This is a genomic window from Akkermansia biwaensis, assembly GCF_026072915.1.
In the GTDB taxonomy this organism is placed as follows: domain Bacteria; phylum Verrucomicrobiota; class Verrucomicrobiia; order Verrucomicrobiales; family Akkermansiaceae; genus Akkermansia; species Akkermansia biwaensis.
Window position 1 is genome coordinate 3,157,266 of sequence record NZ_AP025943.1, and the last position, 18,260, is coordinate 3,175,525.

The 18,260-nt window shown below is 55.5% G+C and carries 9 protein-coding genes and 1 tRNA gene; 4 read left to right on the top strand and 6 right to left on the bottom strand.

Going from position 1 to position 18,260, the window contains the following annotated elements:
- Positions 1–247: 247 nt before the first annotated feature.
- Together OQH67_RS13030 and OQH67_RS13035 are read right to left on the bottom strand one after the other, a co-directional pair.
- Complete coding sequence (locus OQH67_RS13030) at positions 248–2,503, bottom strand: alpha-1,2-fucosyltransferase (RefSeq protein WP_215711757.1); 2,256 nt, start codon at positions 2,501–2,503, stop codon at positions 248–250.
- A gap of 14 nt (positions 2,504–2,517) precedes the next feature.
- A complete protein-coding gene (locus OQH67_RS13035) occupies positions 2,518–3,564 on the bottom strand; it encodes a glycosyltransferase (protein WP_215711758.1) in 1,047 nt (348 codons plus the stop codon).
- Positions 3,565–4,078: 514 nt separating this feature from the next.
- Here OQH67_RS13035 and OQH67_RS13040 point away from each other — a divergent pair.
- Entirely contained in the window at positions 4,079–4,576 is a 498-nt protein-coding gene (locus OQH67_RS13040) for a hypothetical protein (RefSeq protein WP_215435731.1), read from the top strand.
- A gap of 1,162 nt (positions 4,577–5,738) precedes the next feature.
- Here the strand turns inward: OQH67_RS13040 and uvrA are convergent.
- Positions 5,739–11,261 (bottom strand): excinuclease ABC subunit UvrA, encoded by a 5,523-nt coding sequence (uvrA, locus tag OQH67_RS13045; RefSeq protein ID WP_215435733.1) that lies wholly within the window; start codon positions 11,259–11,261, stop codon positions 5,739–5,741.
- A gap of 243 nt (positions 11,262–11,504) precedes the next feature.
- On the opposite strand from uvrA, the gene OQH67_RS13050 reads away from it, so the two are divergent.
- On the top strand, positions 11,505–11,663 hold the full coding sequence (locus OQH67_RS13050; RefSeq protein ID WP_215435734.1) for a hypothetical protein: 159 nt from the start codon (positions 11,505–11,507) through the stop codon (positions 11,661–11,663).
- Positions 11,664–11,690: 27 nt separating this feature from the next.
- On the opposite strand, the gene OQH67_RS13055 is transcribed toward OQH67_RS13050, so the two are convergent.
- On the bottom strand, positions 11,691–12,062 hold the full coding sequence (locus OQH67_RS13055; protein ID WP_215720044.1) for a hypothetical protein: 372 nt from the start codon (positions 12,060–12,062) through the stop codon (positions 11,691–11,693).
- Between the two features lie 221 nt (positions 12,063–12,283).
- On the opposite strand from OQH67_RS13055, the gene secA reads away from it, so the two are divergent.
- Entirely contained in the window at positions 12,284–15,634 is a 3,351-nt protein-coding gene (gene secA, locus OQH67_RS13060) for a preprotein translocase subunit SecA (protein ID WP_215435735.1), read from the top strand.
- Positions 15,635–15,698: 64 nt separating this feature from the next.
- Positions 15,699–16,811, top strand: coding sequence for a GNAT family N-acetyltransferase (locus tag OQH67_RS13065; protein WP_215459011.1), 1,113 nt, complete (start codon positions 15,699–15,701; stop codon positions 16,809–16,811).
- A gap of 112 nt (positions 16,812–16,923) precedes the next feature.
- Here OQH67_RS13065 and OQH67_RS13070 read toward each other — a convergent pair.
- Positions 16,924–16,998, bottom strand: a tRNA-Met gene (locus OQH67_RS13070).
- 210 nt (positions 16,999–17,208) lie between these two features.
- Positions 17,209–17,772, bottom strand: a complete 564-nt coding sequence (locus OQH67_RS13075) for an NUDIX hydrolase (protein WP_251828275.1) — start codon at positions 17,770–17,772, stop codon at positions 17,209–17,211.
- Positions 17,773–18,260: the final 488 nt, after the last annotated feature.

The following is an 18,260-nucleotide window of genomic DNA, read 5'->3' on the forward strand; positions in this document are numbered from 1 at the left end:
CATATCTCCTGTCTTCCAATACCTGGATGAAGGATGCCCTCAGGGAACGGACATGGGAGCGTTCCGCGGAACAAGGCTCCCGTCCGATAAATGCGGCGCTTTCCTTCTCCCGTGTATCCTTCAAGGATGAAAGATCCCGGGTGGAAGGATAGAGTTCCAATTCATATCCCATCCGGTGCAGTTCGGAAGCTCCTTCCGCCATCTCGCCGGAAGATACAATCAAGACGCATTTCATAAAATTTCAATGTTAAAGTTTAATCCAGGTTGGGCAGAAAATATCCTGTTCATCTTCAATATTTCCGGTAAACCACTTTTTTTGAATGAAAACCCGTTGCTGGGAGCCCAGCCACGCCCCCCACCAGGAAAAGGAGGAGCAAGAGAGGACAAGTTCCTGCATGGCCGTCAATTCCCGCAGGGCGTCCAGTGTTTCATGCTCATCCATGACTATTTCAAAACGCCTGGCTTCCGGAACATCCTCCACCAGCTTCCGGGCCAGATCCGGAGAGTCGGAAAAAACAACCAGTGTTCTGATATTGTCGGAAAGATTTTTAAACGCCTCATTAAGGAAGGCGGCATCCGGGGTATGGTACACATCCGTTTTCTGAAGGTAATCTCCCATTCTCAGATGAACGCCGGCTGTACTTTCCCGCACGGGTGCGATGAGGGGCTGGAACAGCGAACGTATTTCTTCAGCAAAATCCTTAAAATACCGTTCACTCTGAAAGTAGCCGCTCAACGCGCCGCGACGGACCGTATCCGGGATGGACCTGTAAGAAAATCTGGATTCCCTGTATGTTACGGGATCAGAATAACCGCCATCCGGACACGGGGAACACGCACCCCCCAAATAAGACATCAGCTTCCAGGTGTTCAAATCGTGCCGCCAGGGAATGCGGCATCCCACATCCGTTCTAAGCGCATGGGCGTAAGTGGCGGCTATCTGGAACAAATGTCTGCCTGTTCGTGAGTTTGGAATGAATTGCGTAGTAACGTATTCGGGAGAAATCTGTTCTGAATCAGAAGACAAAGACGGGAGCTTTCTGGATTTGCTCTTCTTCGGCTTCCCCGCATCCAGGCAAACGGCGCCCAGTAGGTCAAAAGGATGCTCGTCACGGTCAATGCGTCTTTCAAGGCATTGAAGATGCAGATAACGTGACTCGCCCGGAGCATGCTGTGAAACGTGAAATCCGAATTCCTCCAACAGATATCTTAGAAAATCGGTATTCCACAGGGACTGATGCCGGTAGGCTTCCATAAGAATGCACAAGTCATGTTCCGGAACCGGCTTTTCCCGGAGCCGTTTTTTCAAATATTGTTTAAATGCGGGAGAAATCACCCCGTGCATCAAACGAATATCACGGAAACTCAGACGCAAAATGCCTCCCGGTTTCAAGCAACGGAATGCCTCCGCAAAGAAACGGCAGGCTTCTGGGGGCGTGACCTTGTCGATCACATGTTCCAGATAAAATGCATCTACCGAGCTATCCTTCCATGGAAGCGGACGGGTAATGTCATAGTTGGGGGAATCCAGGTTCAACCAGCCATTCAATCTCCGGTTGCCGCAGCCCAGGTGAATGTACAGCAGAGGAGACTGGTCCATGATTTCGGCACTGCTGGCAGAGGGGGGGCTTTCAGACCACAACCGGTACAGAGAAGGCATGCCTGGGCGCTGGTGAATTTCCATTTCCGAGCCGATATAGGAATCTCCTTCTAGAAGAAGCTGTTCCATCGGCCACATCTGCCATTTCAACGTCAGTTCCTCTTTCTGTCCAACACTCCACCAGCCATAACAGGAAGTATCACGGCGGCGGAACACCCCATTGGAATAAAACAGCATCTCGCCTTTCCAATGGAGATGTTCTACGTCGCAAACAACTGAAGGAACTTTGTGATTGAAAGTATGCAGGGCACGCAGAATGGCGGGCGTACACCAGTGCGCCGTCACCATGTCGTTGTCCTTATACGGATAATGGACATTGCTCATGTAAAGACGGCCGGTTGACTTCAGCCGGCCTCCCAGCCTTCCTGCCAGTTCACCCACAATCAGGTCCTCCGCTCCGCAGTCAGGAAAACCGGGCGCCTCCACAAGCTTCTCCACCATGCTTCTCTTCAGGAAATAACCCGCTCCTCCACTCGGTGAGTTGCGCATGGACACCAGCGCATCCCCGATCAGGTCATACTCATCATCAACCAGGGATTCCAAACGTCCCAAGTCCACATACGTGTCGTCATCGCACTTGAACAACCACTCAAAGTCGTAGTTCTCAAGCGCATACACAAAGAAAGATTTCACCTTCCCCGGAAGCTCGTTGTAGCCGTCCGCTGTGTCCAGCACCACCGTATCCCTCCTTTCCTCTTCCACTCCTTCCTTTCCTCCCACGAAGAACACGCATTCTATCCCATCCGCCGGATGCCTCAGCCACGTCTCCCTCACCGCATCCCTCTTTTCCTTCATCCGCTGGCACGAGCAGATTCCTACCAGTATCTTCACTTGCTTTTTCATGTCTTTTCTCCTTTCTAGGCAGGAAGCTGTTCCACCGCTTCAAAGATTTCCTCCCAGCTGGCTACCGACGATTCCAGCCCCCCCAGCTCCATACCGCGCTCCCGAGCCGCCTCCGCCATATCCCTCCTCAGGTTCGGTTCGTAGGCCATCTTGCTGGCGTAGTAGATGAAGTCCCTTTCATGGTCGCACAGCCATCCGGTTTTGCCGTGCTCCACCATCTGGCGCCAACCTCCGCGGTTGTCCACCACCAGTACGCTTCCGCTGGCCATCGCCTCAAAGCCCACTCTCGGCCAGTTTTCCGTCGTGTCCGTGGGCTGAAGCACTATTTCACAGTGCTTGTAGAAGTCCTGCTGGCTCACCTCCCTCTGGTCGCGCGCCGTGCGTATCCACCCGTAGGGCTCTCCGATTTTCTCCCGGCTCCTCTGGTCGAAGCCCAAAAACAGGCCACGCTTGAAGAGAGGGGAGACGAAGTATTCGTAGATGTGGAGCGTGTTGGCGGCGAATTTGTCCGCGTCCTGCCGGGAGATGCGCCCGCAGCCGAAGTATTCCCCGCTTCTCTCGGCGATGAAGGGGAAGGAGTCGTTGTGGAAGTAGGGCTTGAAGGTGAGGAAGGAGATGGCCGGATCGTCGTTGCAGCGCTTGAGCAGGGGCATGTTTTTCTGGCGGACTTCTTCGTTCTGGTAGAGGAACATGGCAATCATGCCCTGCTTCATGAGTTCCTTTTCCTTGTTGAAGAGCCAGGTCATGCAGTTGACGAAGATGGTGCGCCTGGTTTTTTGGCGGATGGCGGGGAGGTTTTCCAGGTATTCGCCGTTGCAGAATCCGATGATGGCATCGCCTTCTTCCAGGACGGACCAGTCGTTGGGAGCGTGGATATGGACGCCCAGCCTGACCATGTCCAGATAGAGGATTTCGTTTTGGAAGCCGTCGTTGGTGGGGATGATGTGGACGTCAATGTCCATGTGTTTCCAGACCAGGATCTGGTGGTGGAGTTCGGTTCCCGCTCCGCCGTAGAGGCTGGGGAAGCCGTTGACATAGATTTTCTTTAAGGAGGTGCTCATGGGTTAATTCTCAAGTGGATTCACTGAGCGACGCTAGCACGCAAACTTTTATCCTGGCAATGGACAAGTTTGGAAAATATGGCAAAGAAATACCTGCCACCGGAGAAGAATCCTTCCCTTTTTCCACATTGCCATCCGCCTCCAAAACTCATCGATCCTCCTTAACGCTTCCAGCGTGTTTACACTGGTAGTCTCTGTTTTCAGAACAGTCGCAACCATTTACAAGGCGACTTCTTCGTCAACGGTCTCACCGCTCCCGTCCTTGTTGCCAAACGCCCGGCTTCCGCCAATACCCGACATGAATGGTTCGGATACCTCAAAGTCACCACGGCTAAAACCTGTTTTCTCTCCCTCCATGCCCTATATAATAGATGTACTCAATAATTTATCCCCGGGAAGTGATCTTTACGAATTTAAAAATCCTGCATTGAAATTGAACTAAGTTATTTATTTTTAATAATCTTGACAGGAATTCATTAAGTATATAAAATACTTTTTTGAATTAAAATATGTTATGACTACAATAATTTTTAATAACAGATGGATTTCAGGAATTAACCCGATAGTGATAGTGGTTTTCCTATTCCTCTGTTTCATCTGCATATTCTTTCCCGTCGTTTTATATTCATTTATCATCGAATTAAATAAGGAAACCAATGGCCATTTCATAATTCTGGGAATCACGTCCTTTTTTTCTTTGATTTTCATTATTGCAACTTTCTACATCAGTTTGCTGATTGTTTTTGGAAAATTACATATTGTCTTAGATCATTTTAAAATTGTTATTGACCAATATGTGCTGGGAATACGCATGGCATCAAAGCAGATTCCTTTAAGCGGCGATACCCGTATTATTCTGGAAAGCGGTCCTTCCGGTTCAAATGCCCATATCTTTAAAAACAATGGTAAGGTCCAGGCATTCCTGATGGCTCCAGTCGTATACAGTATCAAAATTCAGGAGGCAGGCAGATCAGACGTTGTTCTTTCATCAGGTAATTATTACTGGTATTAAAAATATTCCGCCAGATCTCCAGCCTATATCCGGAATTAACGGCTGAAATTGATACGAGCAGTGAAAAAAGATTACTTGATGAATACAGAAAGCGGATAAATTCCGTAAAAAAACGGTCCGCATTGGCGCTTTCTCTTTTATGCTTTTTTGGCACGATACTAACAGGTCTTCCTTTATCTGTGGAATACGTGAATTATAAATATTCCAGACACTGGGTTGAAATCCAGGGGAGAGTGGAGGAAATGCAGAAATCTGAACACAAGGATGGATTCCGTGTAGCATATTCTTGGAAAGGGAAAAAATTGTATACATCCCTGTATGAGAAAAGTTTCCTGTGGCACCAGCATGGGGAAAATGCCACGAAAGGAAATCTGGTCCGTCTCTATGTTAATCCCGAGGATCCGGAGCAATACACTTTTGGCAGTTCCATATTGTCAAGTATGATAGGACTCCTTATTTGTTTTTGCTTATTACTACTATTTTCCCTATTACTATTCTGTGCGTTTTTGAAGCTTAGAAAAAACAAATCTTGACCATAAAGTATTTAAATTGAATACTTTGTTGTACTATTTCCAGAAACCTTCCAAAACGATTGCTTTTCCAGAAACTGAAATACCCGCCTCCTTTGAACGGCGGCATATTCAAGCATGTAGTACCAGAACATCTTGAACCGACCAACATTTGTCCTCCTTTTTAAAATTATGAAAATCATAAAATACTTTGTCGTAATATTATCAATATTGGTTACAATTTTTATAATTGGGCATAGTATTCTATTTTGTCCGTCTTTGGAAGATCCCTTTAATCTACACGGTCGTAATATTTATAAAGACTATTATTTATACTATTTTCAAGAAGGAGATATGTATGTCCTGTGGAAAAAGTATTCTTCGTTGCCTGACATACCCTTTAACCAGGCGGTTTCCTGTATTTATCGAAATGATATTCATACCATTTCCGTGTGTATAGACAATGAATGGTATGAAGTAGATATGATGAATGATAATATTAAAAAAATATCTGGAAATACTTTAACGCCACATTCTGTACCCTCACCTATTTTCTATAAACAATTATAGGAGTCATCTGACAAAATCGGCCTTTGTCCATACATAAAAACGCCGTTCCGAAAAAATCCGGAACGGCGTTGCAGATGTTACGGCTATTTACTCTCAACCAACTCCCGGCGTATGTATTCCGCTGTGGGCGAATCCTTTTGAGCGATTTGCTCCGGGGTTCCGCTGGCTACGATGCGGCCGCCTTCCTCTCCCGGTCCGGGCCCCATGTCGATAATATAATCCGCCTCCGCCATGATTTCCGTGTTGTGCTCAATGACAATGACCGTATTCCCCTGGTCCGCCAGGCGGTGCAGCACGTCGATAAGAAGACGCACGTCCCGCGGATGCAGGCCGATGGAGGGTTCCTCAATGAGGTACAGGTCGCCGGGCAGTTCCTTGCCTTTCATCAAGGCGTTCCGGCTGACGCGCCGCCCCTTGATGAGCTCCGTCACCAGCTTGAGCCGCTGGGCTTCCCCGCCGGAGAGCGTGTTGGAGGCTTGCCCCAGTGTCAGATAGCCCAGACCGGTTTCCGCCAGCAATTTGAGGGGATCTGAAATGCGGGGCTGGCTTTCAAAGAATTCCGCCGCTTCCGAGAAGTCCATCCGCAGCACGTCCGCAATAGTTTTCCCCTTGTACCTCACGGTCAGGGTGGCGGCGTTGTAACGCTTGCCCCGGCAGGTTTCACAGGGCACGTAGCAGGGAGGCAGGAAGTCCATTTCCAGCTTCTGCATGCCTGTTCCCTTGCAGGATTCGCAGTTGCCCTGCCCCGTGTTGAAGGAGAAGCGCCCGCGGTCGAAGCCCAGCCTGCGGGCGTCCGCCGTCTGCGCGAACAGGGTCCGGATGTCGTCCAGAAAGCCCACGTAGGTGGCCGGGGTGGAACGGGGAGTTTTGCCGATGGGACTCTGGTCCACGCCGTACACCATACGGATGGAGTCAAAGCCGGAGGAGGTTTTCCACAGCTTCTTCTGCTCACGGGTCAGTTTGTCCCCCAGCGCCTGGCGCGCCGCCAGACGGATGGTCCCAGTCATCAGGGAGGTCTTTCCCGCTCCGGAAACGCCGGTCAGCACGGTAAGACGCCCCTTGGGAATAGCCACGTCCACACTCTTCAGGTTATGCAGGCAGCAGCCCTCCACCCGGAGCCACGCGGTTTCATCCTTGCGGGCAGGTATCCGGCGGCGCTTGCCGCGGTACGGATGGTGCGGCTTGTGGTGCAGGGCCAGCCCGGTGACGGAATCCGGCATTTCCGCCAGTTCCTCAAAAGTCCCCTGGGCCATAACGCGCCCACCGTGGACGCCCGCTCCGGGACCCATGTCCACAATGCGGTCCGCACGCTTCATCGTGTCCTCGTCATGTTCCACCACCAACAGGGTGTTCCCCCGGCGCTTGAGTTCATCCAGCGTACCCAGAAGCAGTTCGTTGTCGCGCGGGTGCAGCCCGATCGTGGGTTCATCCAAAACGTACAGTACGCCCCGGAGATGAGAGCCAAGCTGGGAGGCCAGGCGGATGCGCTGCGTCTCCCCGCCGGAAAGCGTCGTCGCACTGCGGTCCAGGGACAGGTACCCCAGCCCCACGCGCTGGAGGAAGCCGAGTCGCTGCGTCACTTCCGCAACTACGTCCCGGGCGATCAGGGCTTCTTCACGTTCAAACTTCCAGCCCTCCACCAGTTTGGCGGCCTCCATGGCCGGCAATGAGGCAAGCTCGCCAGGCGTCACGCCCTGCAGCCTGACGGCACGGGCAAATTCATTCAGGCGCACGCCGCGGCAGGCAGGGCATGTTTTTACCTCCTTTTCGTCATCCACCTGCTTGGCAAGCTCCTTGTCGTATTTCAACTCCGCTTCCAGCAGGGACTGGGCCTGGTCTTCCTTCATCTTGCGCTTGCCCACCACGCCGTGCCCCCGGCAGACGGGACACCAGCCGCGGGGAGAATTGAAGGAAAACGTGTACGGCTCCAGTTCCGGGAAGGACTGGCCGCAGGAGGCGCAAGCCAGCTTCACGCCCATCAATTCCGGGGAGGAGGAACGGGGAGGAAGTACCTGCAGGAAGCCTTCCCCCATGTCCAGCGCGGCGTGAACCGCCTGCGCCACTTCATCCGGGGTCCAGGAACTTTCCGGACGGCTCATCACCAGGTCCAGATCGTGGCTGGAATAACGGTCCAGGGGCTGAAAGCCGCTCAGCGGCACCAGGCCTCCGTCCACCCACAATTCTTCATACCCTTTGCCTTCCGCCCAGCGCGCCAGATCGGCGTAATGCCCTTTGCGCCCGCGCACCAGGGGCGCCAGCAGGGCCAGACTGCCATGCTTTTTCAACTGCCGGGAAACGAGTTCCACCACTTCCGATTCCGAACGCTTGCCTACCGGCACTCCGCACTTCGGGCAATAGGCCTGCCCCAACTTGGAATACAACAGGCGCAGGAACTGCCAGATTTCCGTAACCGTCCCCACCGTGGACTTGGTACCGCCGCGGGACATGTTCTGCTCAATGGCCACCGTGGGCGGCAGGCCCGTAAGGCGGTCAATGTCCGGACTTTCCAGTTGCTCGGTAAACTGTCGGGCATACGGTGACATGACGTCCATGAAACGCCTCTGCCCTTCCGCAAAAAAGATATCGAAGGCCAGGGAGCTTTTTCCCGACCCGGACAAGCCGGTCAGCACGGTCATTTCTCCGCGAGGCACGTCCAGATCCACGTTCTTCAGGTTGTGGTGCCGCGCCCCCCGCAGGGCCATGACGCCTGCCGGAATATCCATATCCGCGGAATCCGGCATGGCGGCGTCCTGCGGATCGTAAACGGAGGGAAGGCCTTCGAGCACGTCCTTGAGGTACTTGCCCGTGTAGCCCTTGCCGCCCGCCACGATTTCCTCCGGCGTCCCGGCCGCAACCACATGGCCGCCGCCCGCTCCGCCTTCCGGCCCCAGGTCAATCACGTAATCCGCGGACTTGATAAACTCCGGGTTGTGCTCAATCACCAGCAGGGTATGCCCCTGCTCCACCAGCTCCCGGAAAACGGCCAGCAGCACTTCAATATCGGCAAAATGCAGCCCCGTTCCCGGCTCGTCCAGAATCAGCATCTTGGGATTGTTTTTGCCGGAGCCCATCTGGTCCAGCAGTATCTTGGCCAGCTTCAGGCGCTGGTTCTCCCCGCCGGACAGCGTATTCAGCGGCTGTCCCAGCGTCAGGTGGCCCAGCCCCACGCGCCGGAGCACGCCCAGCTTTTCCGCAATGCGTCTGGCACGCGCACCCTTTTCCCCGCCGAAGTATTTCAGGGCGGCCGTCACGGTCATGCCCAGAACGTCGGCAATATTCCTGCCGTCGCGGTACACGCTCAATACCTCGTTCCCGTAGCGGGCACCGTGGCACAGGGGACACTGGACGAAAATGTCTGAAAGAAACTGCATCTCCACCTTCTCGCTGCCCATCCCCATGCAGCGGGGACAGCGCCCGTCGCCGCTGTTGAAGGAAAAGAATCCCGGCTTCATCCCGCGGGCGCGGGCCGTTTCCGTATCCGCAAACAGGGTGCGGATTTCCTCAAACACGCCGGAATACACGGCAGGAGTGGAACGGGGTGTGCGCACGATGGGGCTCTGGTCCACCATCACCACTTCATCAAGCAGCTCCCAGCCCTTGACGGACTTCACGTGTGCAGGCTCCTCCTCGCACACGCCGCCCTTGGCCACCAGCGCGTTCAAATACACCACGTCGTGTGCCAGCGTACTCTTGCCGGAACCGCTGACGCCCGTCAGGCAGGCGAACACGCCCAGAGGAATATTTACGTTCAGTTTCTTCAGGTTGTGCCGGGTAGCGCCGGAAATCTGCAAAAACTTTCCGGGCTTGCGCCTCTTCTGCGGAATGGCGATGCGCCGCCTGCCGGACAGGAACGCCCCCGTCAGGGATTCCGGCACCTCCGCAATACAGTCCGGAGCGCCGGAATACACTAGGCGCCCCCCTTCGCGGCCGGAGCCGGGGCCCATGTCCACCAGACAGTCGGCGGCGCGCATCACGGCTTCCTCGTGCTCCACAACCACCAATGTATTTCCCCGTGTCTTGAGGCGGTTCATGGCGGAAATCAGGCGGGAGGTGTCCCTGGGATGCAGGCCCACGGTCGGTTCATCCAGCACGAACAGCGTATCCGTCAGAGAGGCCCCCAAGCAGGTAGTCAGGCTGACGCGCTCGATCTCCCCACCCGAAAGGGTGCGCGTGGCGCGGTCGGAACTCAGGTAACCCAGGCCCACTTCATTAAGATACTCCAGGCGGCTCCGCAATTCCGCCACGGCATGCTTCAGGCCGGGGTCTTCATGGGAACGCGGCGTCACGTGCTTGTCCACCCAAGCCAGCAACTCATCCATGGGCATGCAGAACAGATCCGGCAGGCTTTTGCCACCCAGCTTGAACTGGAGGGCCTCCGGCCTCAGGCGCCGTCCATGGCAGGACGGGCATTCCTGATAAACCCGGAAGCGGCTCAAATATACCCTGACGTGCATCTTGTGCGTCCGGCTCTCCAGATACTTGAAAAATCCAGCGATGCCGTACCACAGTCCGCGTTCGTACATTTCATCCGGGTCACTGCCGTCGCCATACATCAGCCAGTCCCGTTCCCACTGCTTCAAATCCTTCCAGGGCACGTCCAGACGCACCTGCCGGGAGCTCTTGCGCCAGGCGCGCATCAGGTCCTTCTTGCATTCGGAGAAGACCTTGCCCTCTCCCTCGAAAATATGGATGGCCCCGTCCCTGACACTCAATTCCGGCTTGATGCAGCGGTTGTAATCCACCGTAATCACGCGGCCGTAGCCGCGGCATTCCGGACAGGCGCCCAGGGGGGAATTGAAGGAAAACAGGCCGGGCCGCGGCTCCATGAGCGGATACCAGTCTCCGCGGAACTTCATGGCCGGCAGCCAAATTCCGTCCACGCGCGGGACCACGTGGGCCACCCCGCCGCCCAGGCGCATGGCCGTTTCCAGAGCCTCCAGACGGCGTTCCCTCTGTTCCTCATTCAGCCGAACACGGTCCTGAATCACCAGCAGGGATTCGCCTTCCGGCAGGGACCAGCCATCGTCCTCCAGCCGCAGCATCTCCCCATGCGCGAAAACGCGCAAATACCCCTGGGCCACCAGGTTCATCTTGAGCGTGGGAAGATCAATAGACTCCGTACGGGGCACCTCCAGGCAAATCATCAGCTCCGTGCCCGGAGGCAGTTCCGCGTTCAGCTTTTCGTCGATGGAACCGGGCGTCTCCGGCCTAATCTCCCGGCCCGTCTCCGGATCAAATCCGGACGCCAGCCGGGCGAAGACGAACTTCCAGTAATCGTTCAGTCCCGTCATCGTTCCCACGGTAGAGCGGGAAGTCCTGACGGAATTGCGCTGGTGCAGCGCAATCGCCGGAAGAATATTCTCCACGGCATCCACGTCCGGCTTGTCCATGCGGTCCATGAACTGGCGCACGTAGGGGGAAAAGGTTTCCATATACCGCCGTTGCCCTTCCGCGTACAGCGTATGCATGGCCAGGCTTGTCTTTCCGGACCCGGAGGGCCCCGTCACCACCGTCAAACGCCCCAGGGGAATATCCACATCCACATTCTGCAAATTATGCTCGCGGGCGCCCCGGATGCGTATGCGCCCATCATCGCAATGACTCATGGGCGGATAATATCATCAATTTGGAATCATTCCAATGATGTTACATGTCATGATTCCGAATTCATTCGCCCTGCGGGTTTCCCGTTGCTTCCTTTATTTCCTCTGCCTTTTTCCCTTGTATTCCCTCAGGAAAAATTATTCTGGAAACGTCCCCTTCCACCCTTTCATGGACCAGCCTGCTTTAACCTTATTCCGACTTGGAGCTCCCGAAATTTCCTGCTCCTGTTCTGGAGCATCCTCCCCATGGCCATCTATTACTGGCTACGGTCCCGCAACAAGGAAAAACCCGTCACCGGCACGGAATATCTGGTCACCATTCCTCTTTTCCTGCTTTTCGGCTGGTTCACCCTGCTCTGCACCTGGCTCATCCATCTTGCCCGCAACAAGCCGACCGGCCGTTGAACATCGCCGTGCCTCCGCTGCCGCTCTTTACTCCTTTGTCCATGTGTCCAGCTTCATGCCGCAGAGGTTGACCTCCACGGAGGCGGCATTCTCCGGCCAGGGAATGACCAGCTGATAACCGCCCGCATAGAGCAGCTTTCCGGAAGTTCTGCCCGCAGGCCGGGTGTAGAGGAACACGTTGACCTCATCGCCTTCCGGCTGCATCTCCACGTACAAGTCTCCCTGATACTGGGTATTCAAGTCAAAATGAAGGGAAATATTCCCTTCTTCATTAATTTCCCCGGATATCAAATGAATATCGTCCTTGCACACGGTTCCGTCCTCATGGCAGCATCCCGCCAGCGTACAGGCGAGGGCCATGGGAACCCAGCAGGGAAGTTTGTGGAAAACATGAGGCATAAAACGTTCTCTCCTTTCTCCTATAACATCTTGCAGGGAAAATAAGGATGCAAGGAAAATCAGGTCCAACGCCCCGGCATGTCATTCAAAAATGAACCGATCACGTCATGATTGGCCCAAATCGCGGGCCGTGCTTGCATTTCCTTCCGCACCCGCTAGTATTTTTCGATTCTTAGATCGCTGAAAGCGCCTCTACCTCGTCAATTTTCAACAAGACAAAGATGATTAAGTGGATTCTAACCAAGATTGTCGGTACCAAAAACCAGCGTGAAGTGCGCCGCCTGCGCCCCATTGTGGAACAAATCGTCTCCATTGAGGAATCATGGAACGGCAAGGGACAGGACTTCCTGCTTGAAAAAACAAAGGAATGGCAGAGCTACCTGCATCGCTTCCTCCCCATGGACCTGCCGCCCGTGCGCATCGTGGAAGCCGCGCCCAAAGAAGAGCTGGAAAGCATCGCCTCCCGGCTGAATGCCCGCTTTGAATCCCTGAAAAACGAATTCGCCGCCCTCCCCACGGTGGAAGCCACTCCGGCCTCCATTGAAGAAGGCAAGGCCGCCTGGAACAACATCACGCCCCAGTTCGACAAACTCCGGGAACGCTACCTCAACCAGATCCTTCCGGAAGCGTTTGCCGCCGTCAAGCACGGCGCCCGCCTGCTCTGCGGAGAAGAACGGGAAATCTGCGGACAAAGACAGCTCTGGGACATGATCCACTTTGACGTCCAGCTGCTCGGCGGCATCGCCCTGCACCGCGGCTACATCGCGGAAATGGCCACGGGCGAAGGCAAAACCCTCGTCGCCACCCTTCCCGTCTATCTCAACGCCCTAACCGGCATGGGGGTGCACGTGGTAACGGTGAACGACTACCTGGCGCGCCGCGACTCCGAATGGATGGGCATGCTCTTCCAGTTCCTGGGGCTGACGGTCGGCTGCATCCAGAGCATGATGCCTTCCCAGCTGCGCCGCGAACAATACGCCTGCGACATCACCTACGGCACCAATGCCGAATTCGGCTTCGACTACCTGCGCGACAACGGCATGGCCACGTCCAAATCAGAGCAGGTGCAGAGGGGCCACTACTTCGCCATCGTGGACGAAGTGGACTCCATCCTCATTGACGAAGCCCGTACGCCGCTCATCATCTCCGGCCCCGCCGTCGTTACCCGTGAACAGCAGTACGACAACCTGCGCCCCTCCATCGAACGCGTGGTGAAGGCTCAGACCGACCTCTGCAACGAACTCATGACCCAGGCCCTGAAAGCCCAGGAAGAAGGCAGGACGGAAGAAGTGGGACGCAACCTGTTCAAGGTGAAAATGGGCCAGCCCCGCCACCGCGCTTTCATGCGCGCCATGCAGGACCCGGAACTCCGCCGCATCGTGGAAAAATACGAACTGACCCTTTACCAGGACACCCGCAAGAAGGAACTCTACAAGCTGAAGGAGGAAATGTACTTCACCGTGGATGAAAAAACCCATGACGCGGACCTGATGGAAAAAGGCCGTGAAATCATCTCCCCCGGACACCCGGAAGACTTCGTTCTCCCGGACCTCGGCACCGCCTTTGCGGAAATGGATGAAAATCCCCGCCTGACGGAAAAAGACAAGCTCCGCCTTAAAAACGAACTCACCAAAAAGCTGGATGAAACGGGCGCCCGCCTGCACACCACCTCCCAGCTTCTCAAGGCCTACTGCATTTACGAAAAAGACGTGGAATACGTCGTCAAGGACGACAAGGTCATCATCATCGACCAGAACACGGGCCGTGAAATGCCGGGACGCCGCTGGAGCGACGGCCTGCACCAGGCCGTGGAAGCCAAGGAAGGCGTGGAAGTGGAACGCGAAAACCAGACCTACGCCACCATCACCATCCAGAACTACTTCCGCCTGTACAAAAAACTGGCGGGCATGACCGGCACGGCGGAAACGGAAGCCGCGGAATTCCACGACATTTACAAATTGGACGTACTTCCCATCCCGACTAACCGCCCCTGCATTCGGAAGGACCAGAACGACCTCATCTTCAAATCCCGCCGCGAGAAATTCAACGCCGTCATCAACAAAATCCAGGAACTCCACGGCAAGGGCCAGCCCATCCTGATCGGCACGGCCAGCGTGGACGCCTCCGAAACCCTCTCCCGCATGCTCAAGAGGGCCAAAATCCCCCATGAAGTGCTGAACGCCAAAAACCACCAGCGTGAAGCCGAAATCGTGTCGCTGGCCGGCAAGCGCGGAGCCGTTACGGTCTCCACGAACATGGCCGGACGCGGTACGGACATCAAGCTGGGAGAAGGCGTGGCGGACCTGGGCGGCCTCTTCGTACTGGGTACGGAACGCCACGAATCCCGGCGCATCGACCGCCAGCTGCGCGGCCGCTGCTCCCGCCAGGGCGACCCCGGCGCTTCTCAGTTCTTCATCTCCTTTGAAGACGACCTGATGCGCAACTTCGGCGCGGCGGAACGCATGACCAAAATGATGGAACGCCTCGGTGTGGCCGACGGCGAAGCCCTGGAACACAGCTTCCTGAACAAATCCGTGGAATCCGCCCAGAAGCGGGTGGAACAGCGCAACTACATGTGGCGCAAGCACGTGCTGGACTATGACGACGTGATGAACAAGCAGCGCGAAATCGTGTACGGTTACCGCAATGAAGTACTCTCCACGGAAAACCCGCGTGAAATGATCTACGACGTGCTGGAGGAAGTAATCGCCACCCGCGCCCACGAATTCCTTGACCCGGACGCAGAGGGCATTACCCATCCCGACGAACTGCTTGCCTGGATGAACTCCTCCTTCCCGCTGGGCCTCACGGCGGATGCCGCCAAGCTGGAAGACCGCCCGCTGGACGAAACCATCGCCTTCCTGATCGACAAGGTAAAGGCCACGTATGAAGACAAAGCCTCCCGCGAACGTCCGGAATACCTGGACCACATGGAACGCCAGATCATCCTGGGGGCCATTGACAAGCTGTGGCAGGAGCATTTGTACAACATGGACTCCCTCCGGGAAGGCGTCCGCCTCCGCGCCCAGGGCCAGAAAGACCCGCTCGTGGAATACAAGTCGGAAGCCTATGACCTCTTCGTCACCCTGATGGACAGCATCAAGAGCGAAGCCATCGGCAACCTCTTCAAGAGCACTACCAACCTGGATGCCTTTGAAGACTTCCTGGCCAGCCTGCCCCAGTTCGAGACCTCCGACGACGGGCAGGAAAACGGAGCCAGCCTCCCGGAAATTGGATTCGACGGCATGCCGACGGACCTGCTCTCCGCCCTGCGTGAACAGGTATCCAGGGCTCGCGAACAGCAGGCGGCGCAGCAGCCGGAACAGGAATCTGCCCCCGCCGCCATCTCCGATGCCACCACCATCGGTGAAGGCTATCAGCCTGCGGCTCCGGAACCCAGACTGGTGATGCCCAAGCGCAAGGTCAGCGTCGTCCTCCGCAAGGAAGAAACCGCACCCGTACCGGCTTCCGCTCCCGTCTCCGACGATGAGGAAATCGCCGTCACGCTTGACTCCCAGGACTTCGCGGAAACCATGGACAACCGGGACTCCGCGGAAACCCGCACATTCTAAACAACCATCCTGTCTTCGGGCGGAGGAAACGGGCTTGACGGCCCTTTCCTCCGCCTTCAAACTTTTGACGCACTCCTTGACCACGCTTCCTCCCAATAAATCAACCAACGTCCGTTCCGTACTGGAGTATGTCCCCTACTTCAGGGGCAAAATCTTTGCCGTACATGTGGAACAGCCCCTGGTGAACTCGGAGGAACTGGTGGATGCCCTGCTGGACCTGGACGCATTGCAGGAAATAGGGGTGAAGCCCATCCTGATTGCAGAAGGGCTGGATGCTTCCGCCCTATACGAACATACCCGCGTCTGTGAAATGCGCTCCGCCCTGGTGGAAGCCCCGCTGAAGGGCGGCCAGCTTGTCCGCGAGCGCGTCCGGGAAATCCTGGGGCGCCATCAGATACCCGTCGTAGCCTCCGGGCGCACGGGCTCCTTTGATACGGACTCCATTCATCTGGCGTACACGCTGGGCGCCTCCAAATACATTGCCCTGCTCAACGACCACAAGGTCCCTTCCCGGGACGGCCACCCCATCGCCGCCATTCTGGAATCGGAGGTTGCCGGACTATCCGGCGAACTGACGCACAGGGAACTGCTGGACCAGGCCGCGGAAGCCTGCCGCGCCGGCATTCCCCGCGTGCACCTGCTGGACGGCAAGATGCGCGGCGTGCTGGTGGAGGAACTCTTCTCGGAAGAAGGCGTGGGCACGATGGTCCACACGGACTCCTACCGGGAAATACGTCCCCTGAAAGAAGAGGACATCCCGGAACTTCTGTCCATGATCGCCCGTTCCGTCGTGGACTCCAAACTGGTGGACCGCAACTATGAGGATATAGCCGCGAAAATCGACGACTACTACGTCCTGACGCTGGATGACAGCATCGTGGGCTGCGTGGCCGTGTACCCTTATCCGGAACACCGCAGCGCGGAACTCGGCTGCCTGTACATCAAGCACCGCCATGAAGGCCGTGGATACGGCCGCACGCTCTGTGAATTTGCCAGAAAAAAGGCGGAGGAAATGGGCATGAACTTCATCTTCGCCCTGTCTCAAAGCGCCGTCCACTACTTCCGGGACCGCATGCACTATGCGGAATTCTCCCGCGACAGCCTTCCCCCGGAACGTCTCCGTGCCCTGGAACTCAGCGGCCGCAAATCCGGAGTCTTCGGATTGAGGCTGAAGTAAATCTGCCAGGACTTCCATTCCTCTTACCGACTCTCTCTGCCACTCTCTACCATTCCGGCAATTACCTGCTAAAACACCCCGGAACCAAGCGGTTCCGGGGTGTTTGCAAAACTGGTAGCAGGGAGGTGATTTGAACACCCGACCAAAGGCTTATGAGTCCTCTGCTCTACCACTGAGCTACCCTGCCATGTAGTGGTTGGTGCCGTAAGGCGGGGAGATATTTAGCCCGAAACGGAAAGAATGTCCAGAAGTTTTTATGGGACCGGCATATTTTATGACGCCGGAGCCCTTCATCACGCACAGAAACTTTTGATGCTGAACAGGATAGTTCCCCCGCCGTCCATCAACCTGCCGGGACACGGAGGCCGCCATGCTGTCCGGCGCCTTCCCGGCTGGATCATCCTTCTTCCCTGTCGGAGCCGTTAAACCGGCGGAACAGAAAATAAAGTCCCATGAAAATTTTCGGGTCCACCACCTTTCCCTGTCCTGTCTGGTCCATCAGCCAGTCGTGCACCAAAAAAAGAGGAATCCGGTGTACGGTAATATCCTCATTGTCCACCCCTCCTCCTTCCGCTACCTGCCGAAGTCCGTCCGCCAGATAAAAGGATACCATTTCCGTCGTCAGTCCGGGGGAGGAAGGCCCGGTAAACAGATAGGTCCAGGAGGAAGCGCTGTATCCGGTTTCCTCTTCCAGCTCCCTGCGCGCGGATTCCAAGGTGCTTTCCTCTCCGCCGTCCCCGGAAAGCCCGGCAGGCAGCCCGATGGTAAGCGCATGCAGGGGAAAACGGTACTCCTCCACCAGCAGCAATTCTCCCTCTTCCGTCACCGCAATCACCATGACGGCTCCGTTGGCGTTTACCCTGCGTACATATTCCCATCTGCCCTCCTTGACCAATTCCAGAAATTTGCCACGGAAAAGGGGTTGAGGCCGTTCTTCAGGATTATCCGCATGTTTCATCATGGGGCCACGTTAGATTTCCGGCCGGCTCTTGTCAACCACGTCGCCGTACCTCTTCCGTAGCATGCCGGATTCCGGCATGCTACGGTTCGTGTAAGTGCTTGATAAGCCCGTTCGTAATTGTTTCCTTTTCGTCACATTAGGCCCAAACAACAAAGTAAATCATTGATAATAAAAAGGTAATATACGTTTCAAAGAAATATACTCAGGAGGACTAAATTATTGATCGAATCAAGACTAAAAAATTCTTTGATGTGGAACCCCCGTGGAACTTGAAGCGGTGGAACGATGACTCATGAAGATTCAAAAAGATGTTTTTTCTCTTGCCGCAAATCAGTAATTTGGCGCTCCCGTCAGCCGGGATGTCGAGCTGGAGGCGGACGAGTTCGCCTTCTCCATTCCGATAGACGCCGCGAGTTTTCACGGATACGGATGAACTGTCATGTTCTATCCGCGTCCGGTCTCGCAGCCAGACGGGAAAAGCCCATATA

Bases quoted from the DNA above. Each gene is read 5' to 3' on its own strand.
- OQH67_RS13030 (WP_215711757.1), bottom strand. From the start codon at position 2,503: ATGAAAAAGCAAGTGAAGATACTGGTAGGAATCTGCTCGTGCCAGCGG.
- OQH67_RS13035 (WP_215711758.1), bottom strand. From the start codon at position 3,564: ATGAGCACCTCCTTAAAGAAAATCTATGTCAACGGCTTCCCCAGCCTC.
- OQH67_RS13040 (WP_215435731.1), top strand. From the start codon at position 4,079: ATGACTACAATAATTTTTAATAACAGATGGATTTCAGGAATTAACCCG.
- uvrA (WP_215435733.1), bottom strand. From the start codon at position 11,261: ATGAGTCATTGCGATGATGGGCGCATACGCATCCGGGGCGCCCGCGAG.
- OQH67_RS13050 (WP_215435734.1), top strand. From the start codon at position 11,505: ATGGCCATCTATTACTGGCTACGGTCCCGCAACAAGGAAAAACCCGTC.
- OQH67_RS13055 (WP_215720044.1), bottom strand. From the start codon at position 12,062: ATGCCTCATGTTTTCCACAAACTTCCCTGCTGGGTTCCCATGGCCCTC.
- secA (WP_215435735.1), top strand. From the start codon at position 12,284: ATGATTAAGTGGATTCTAACCAAGATTGTCGGTACCAAAAACCAGCGT.
- OQH67_RS13075 (WP_251828275.1), bottom strand. From the start codon at position 17,772: ATGATGAAACATGCGGATAATCCTGAAGAACGGCCTCAACCCCTTTTC.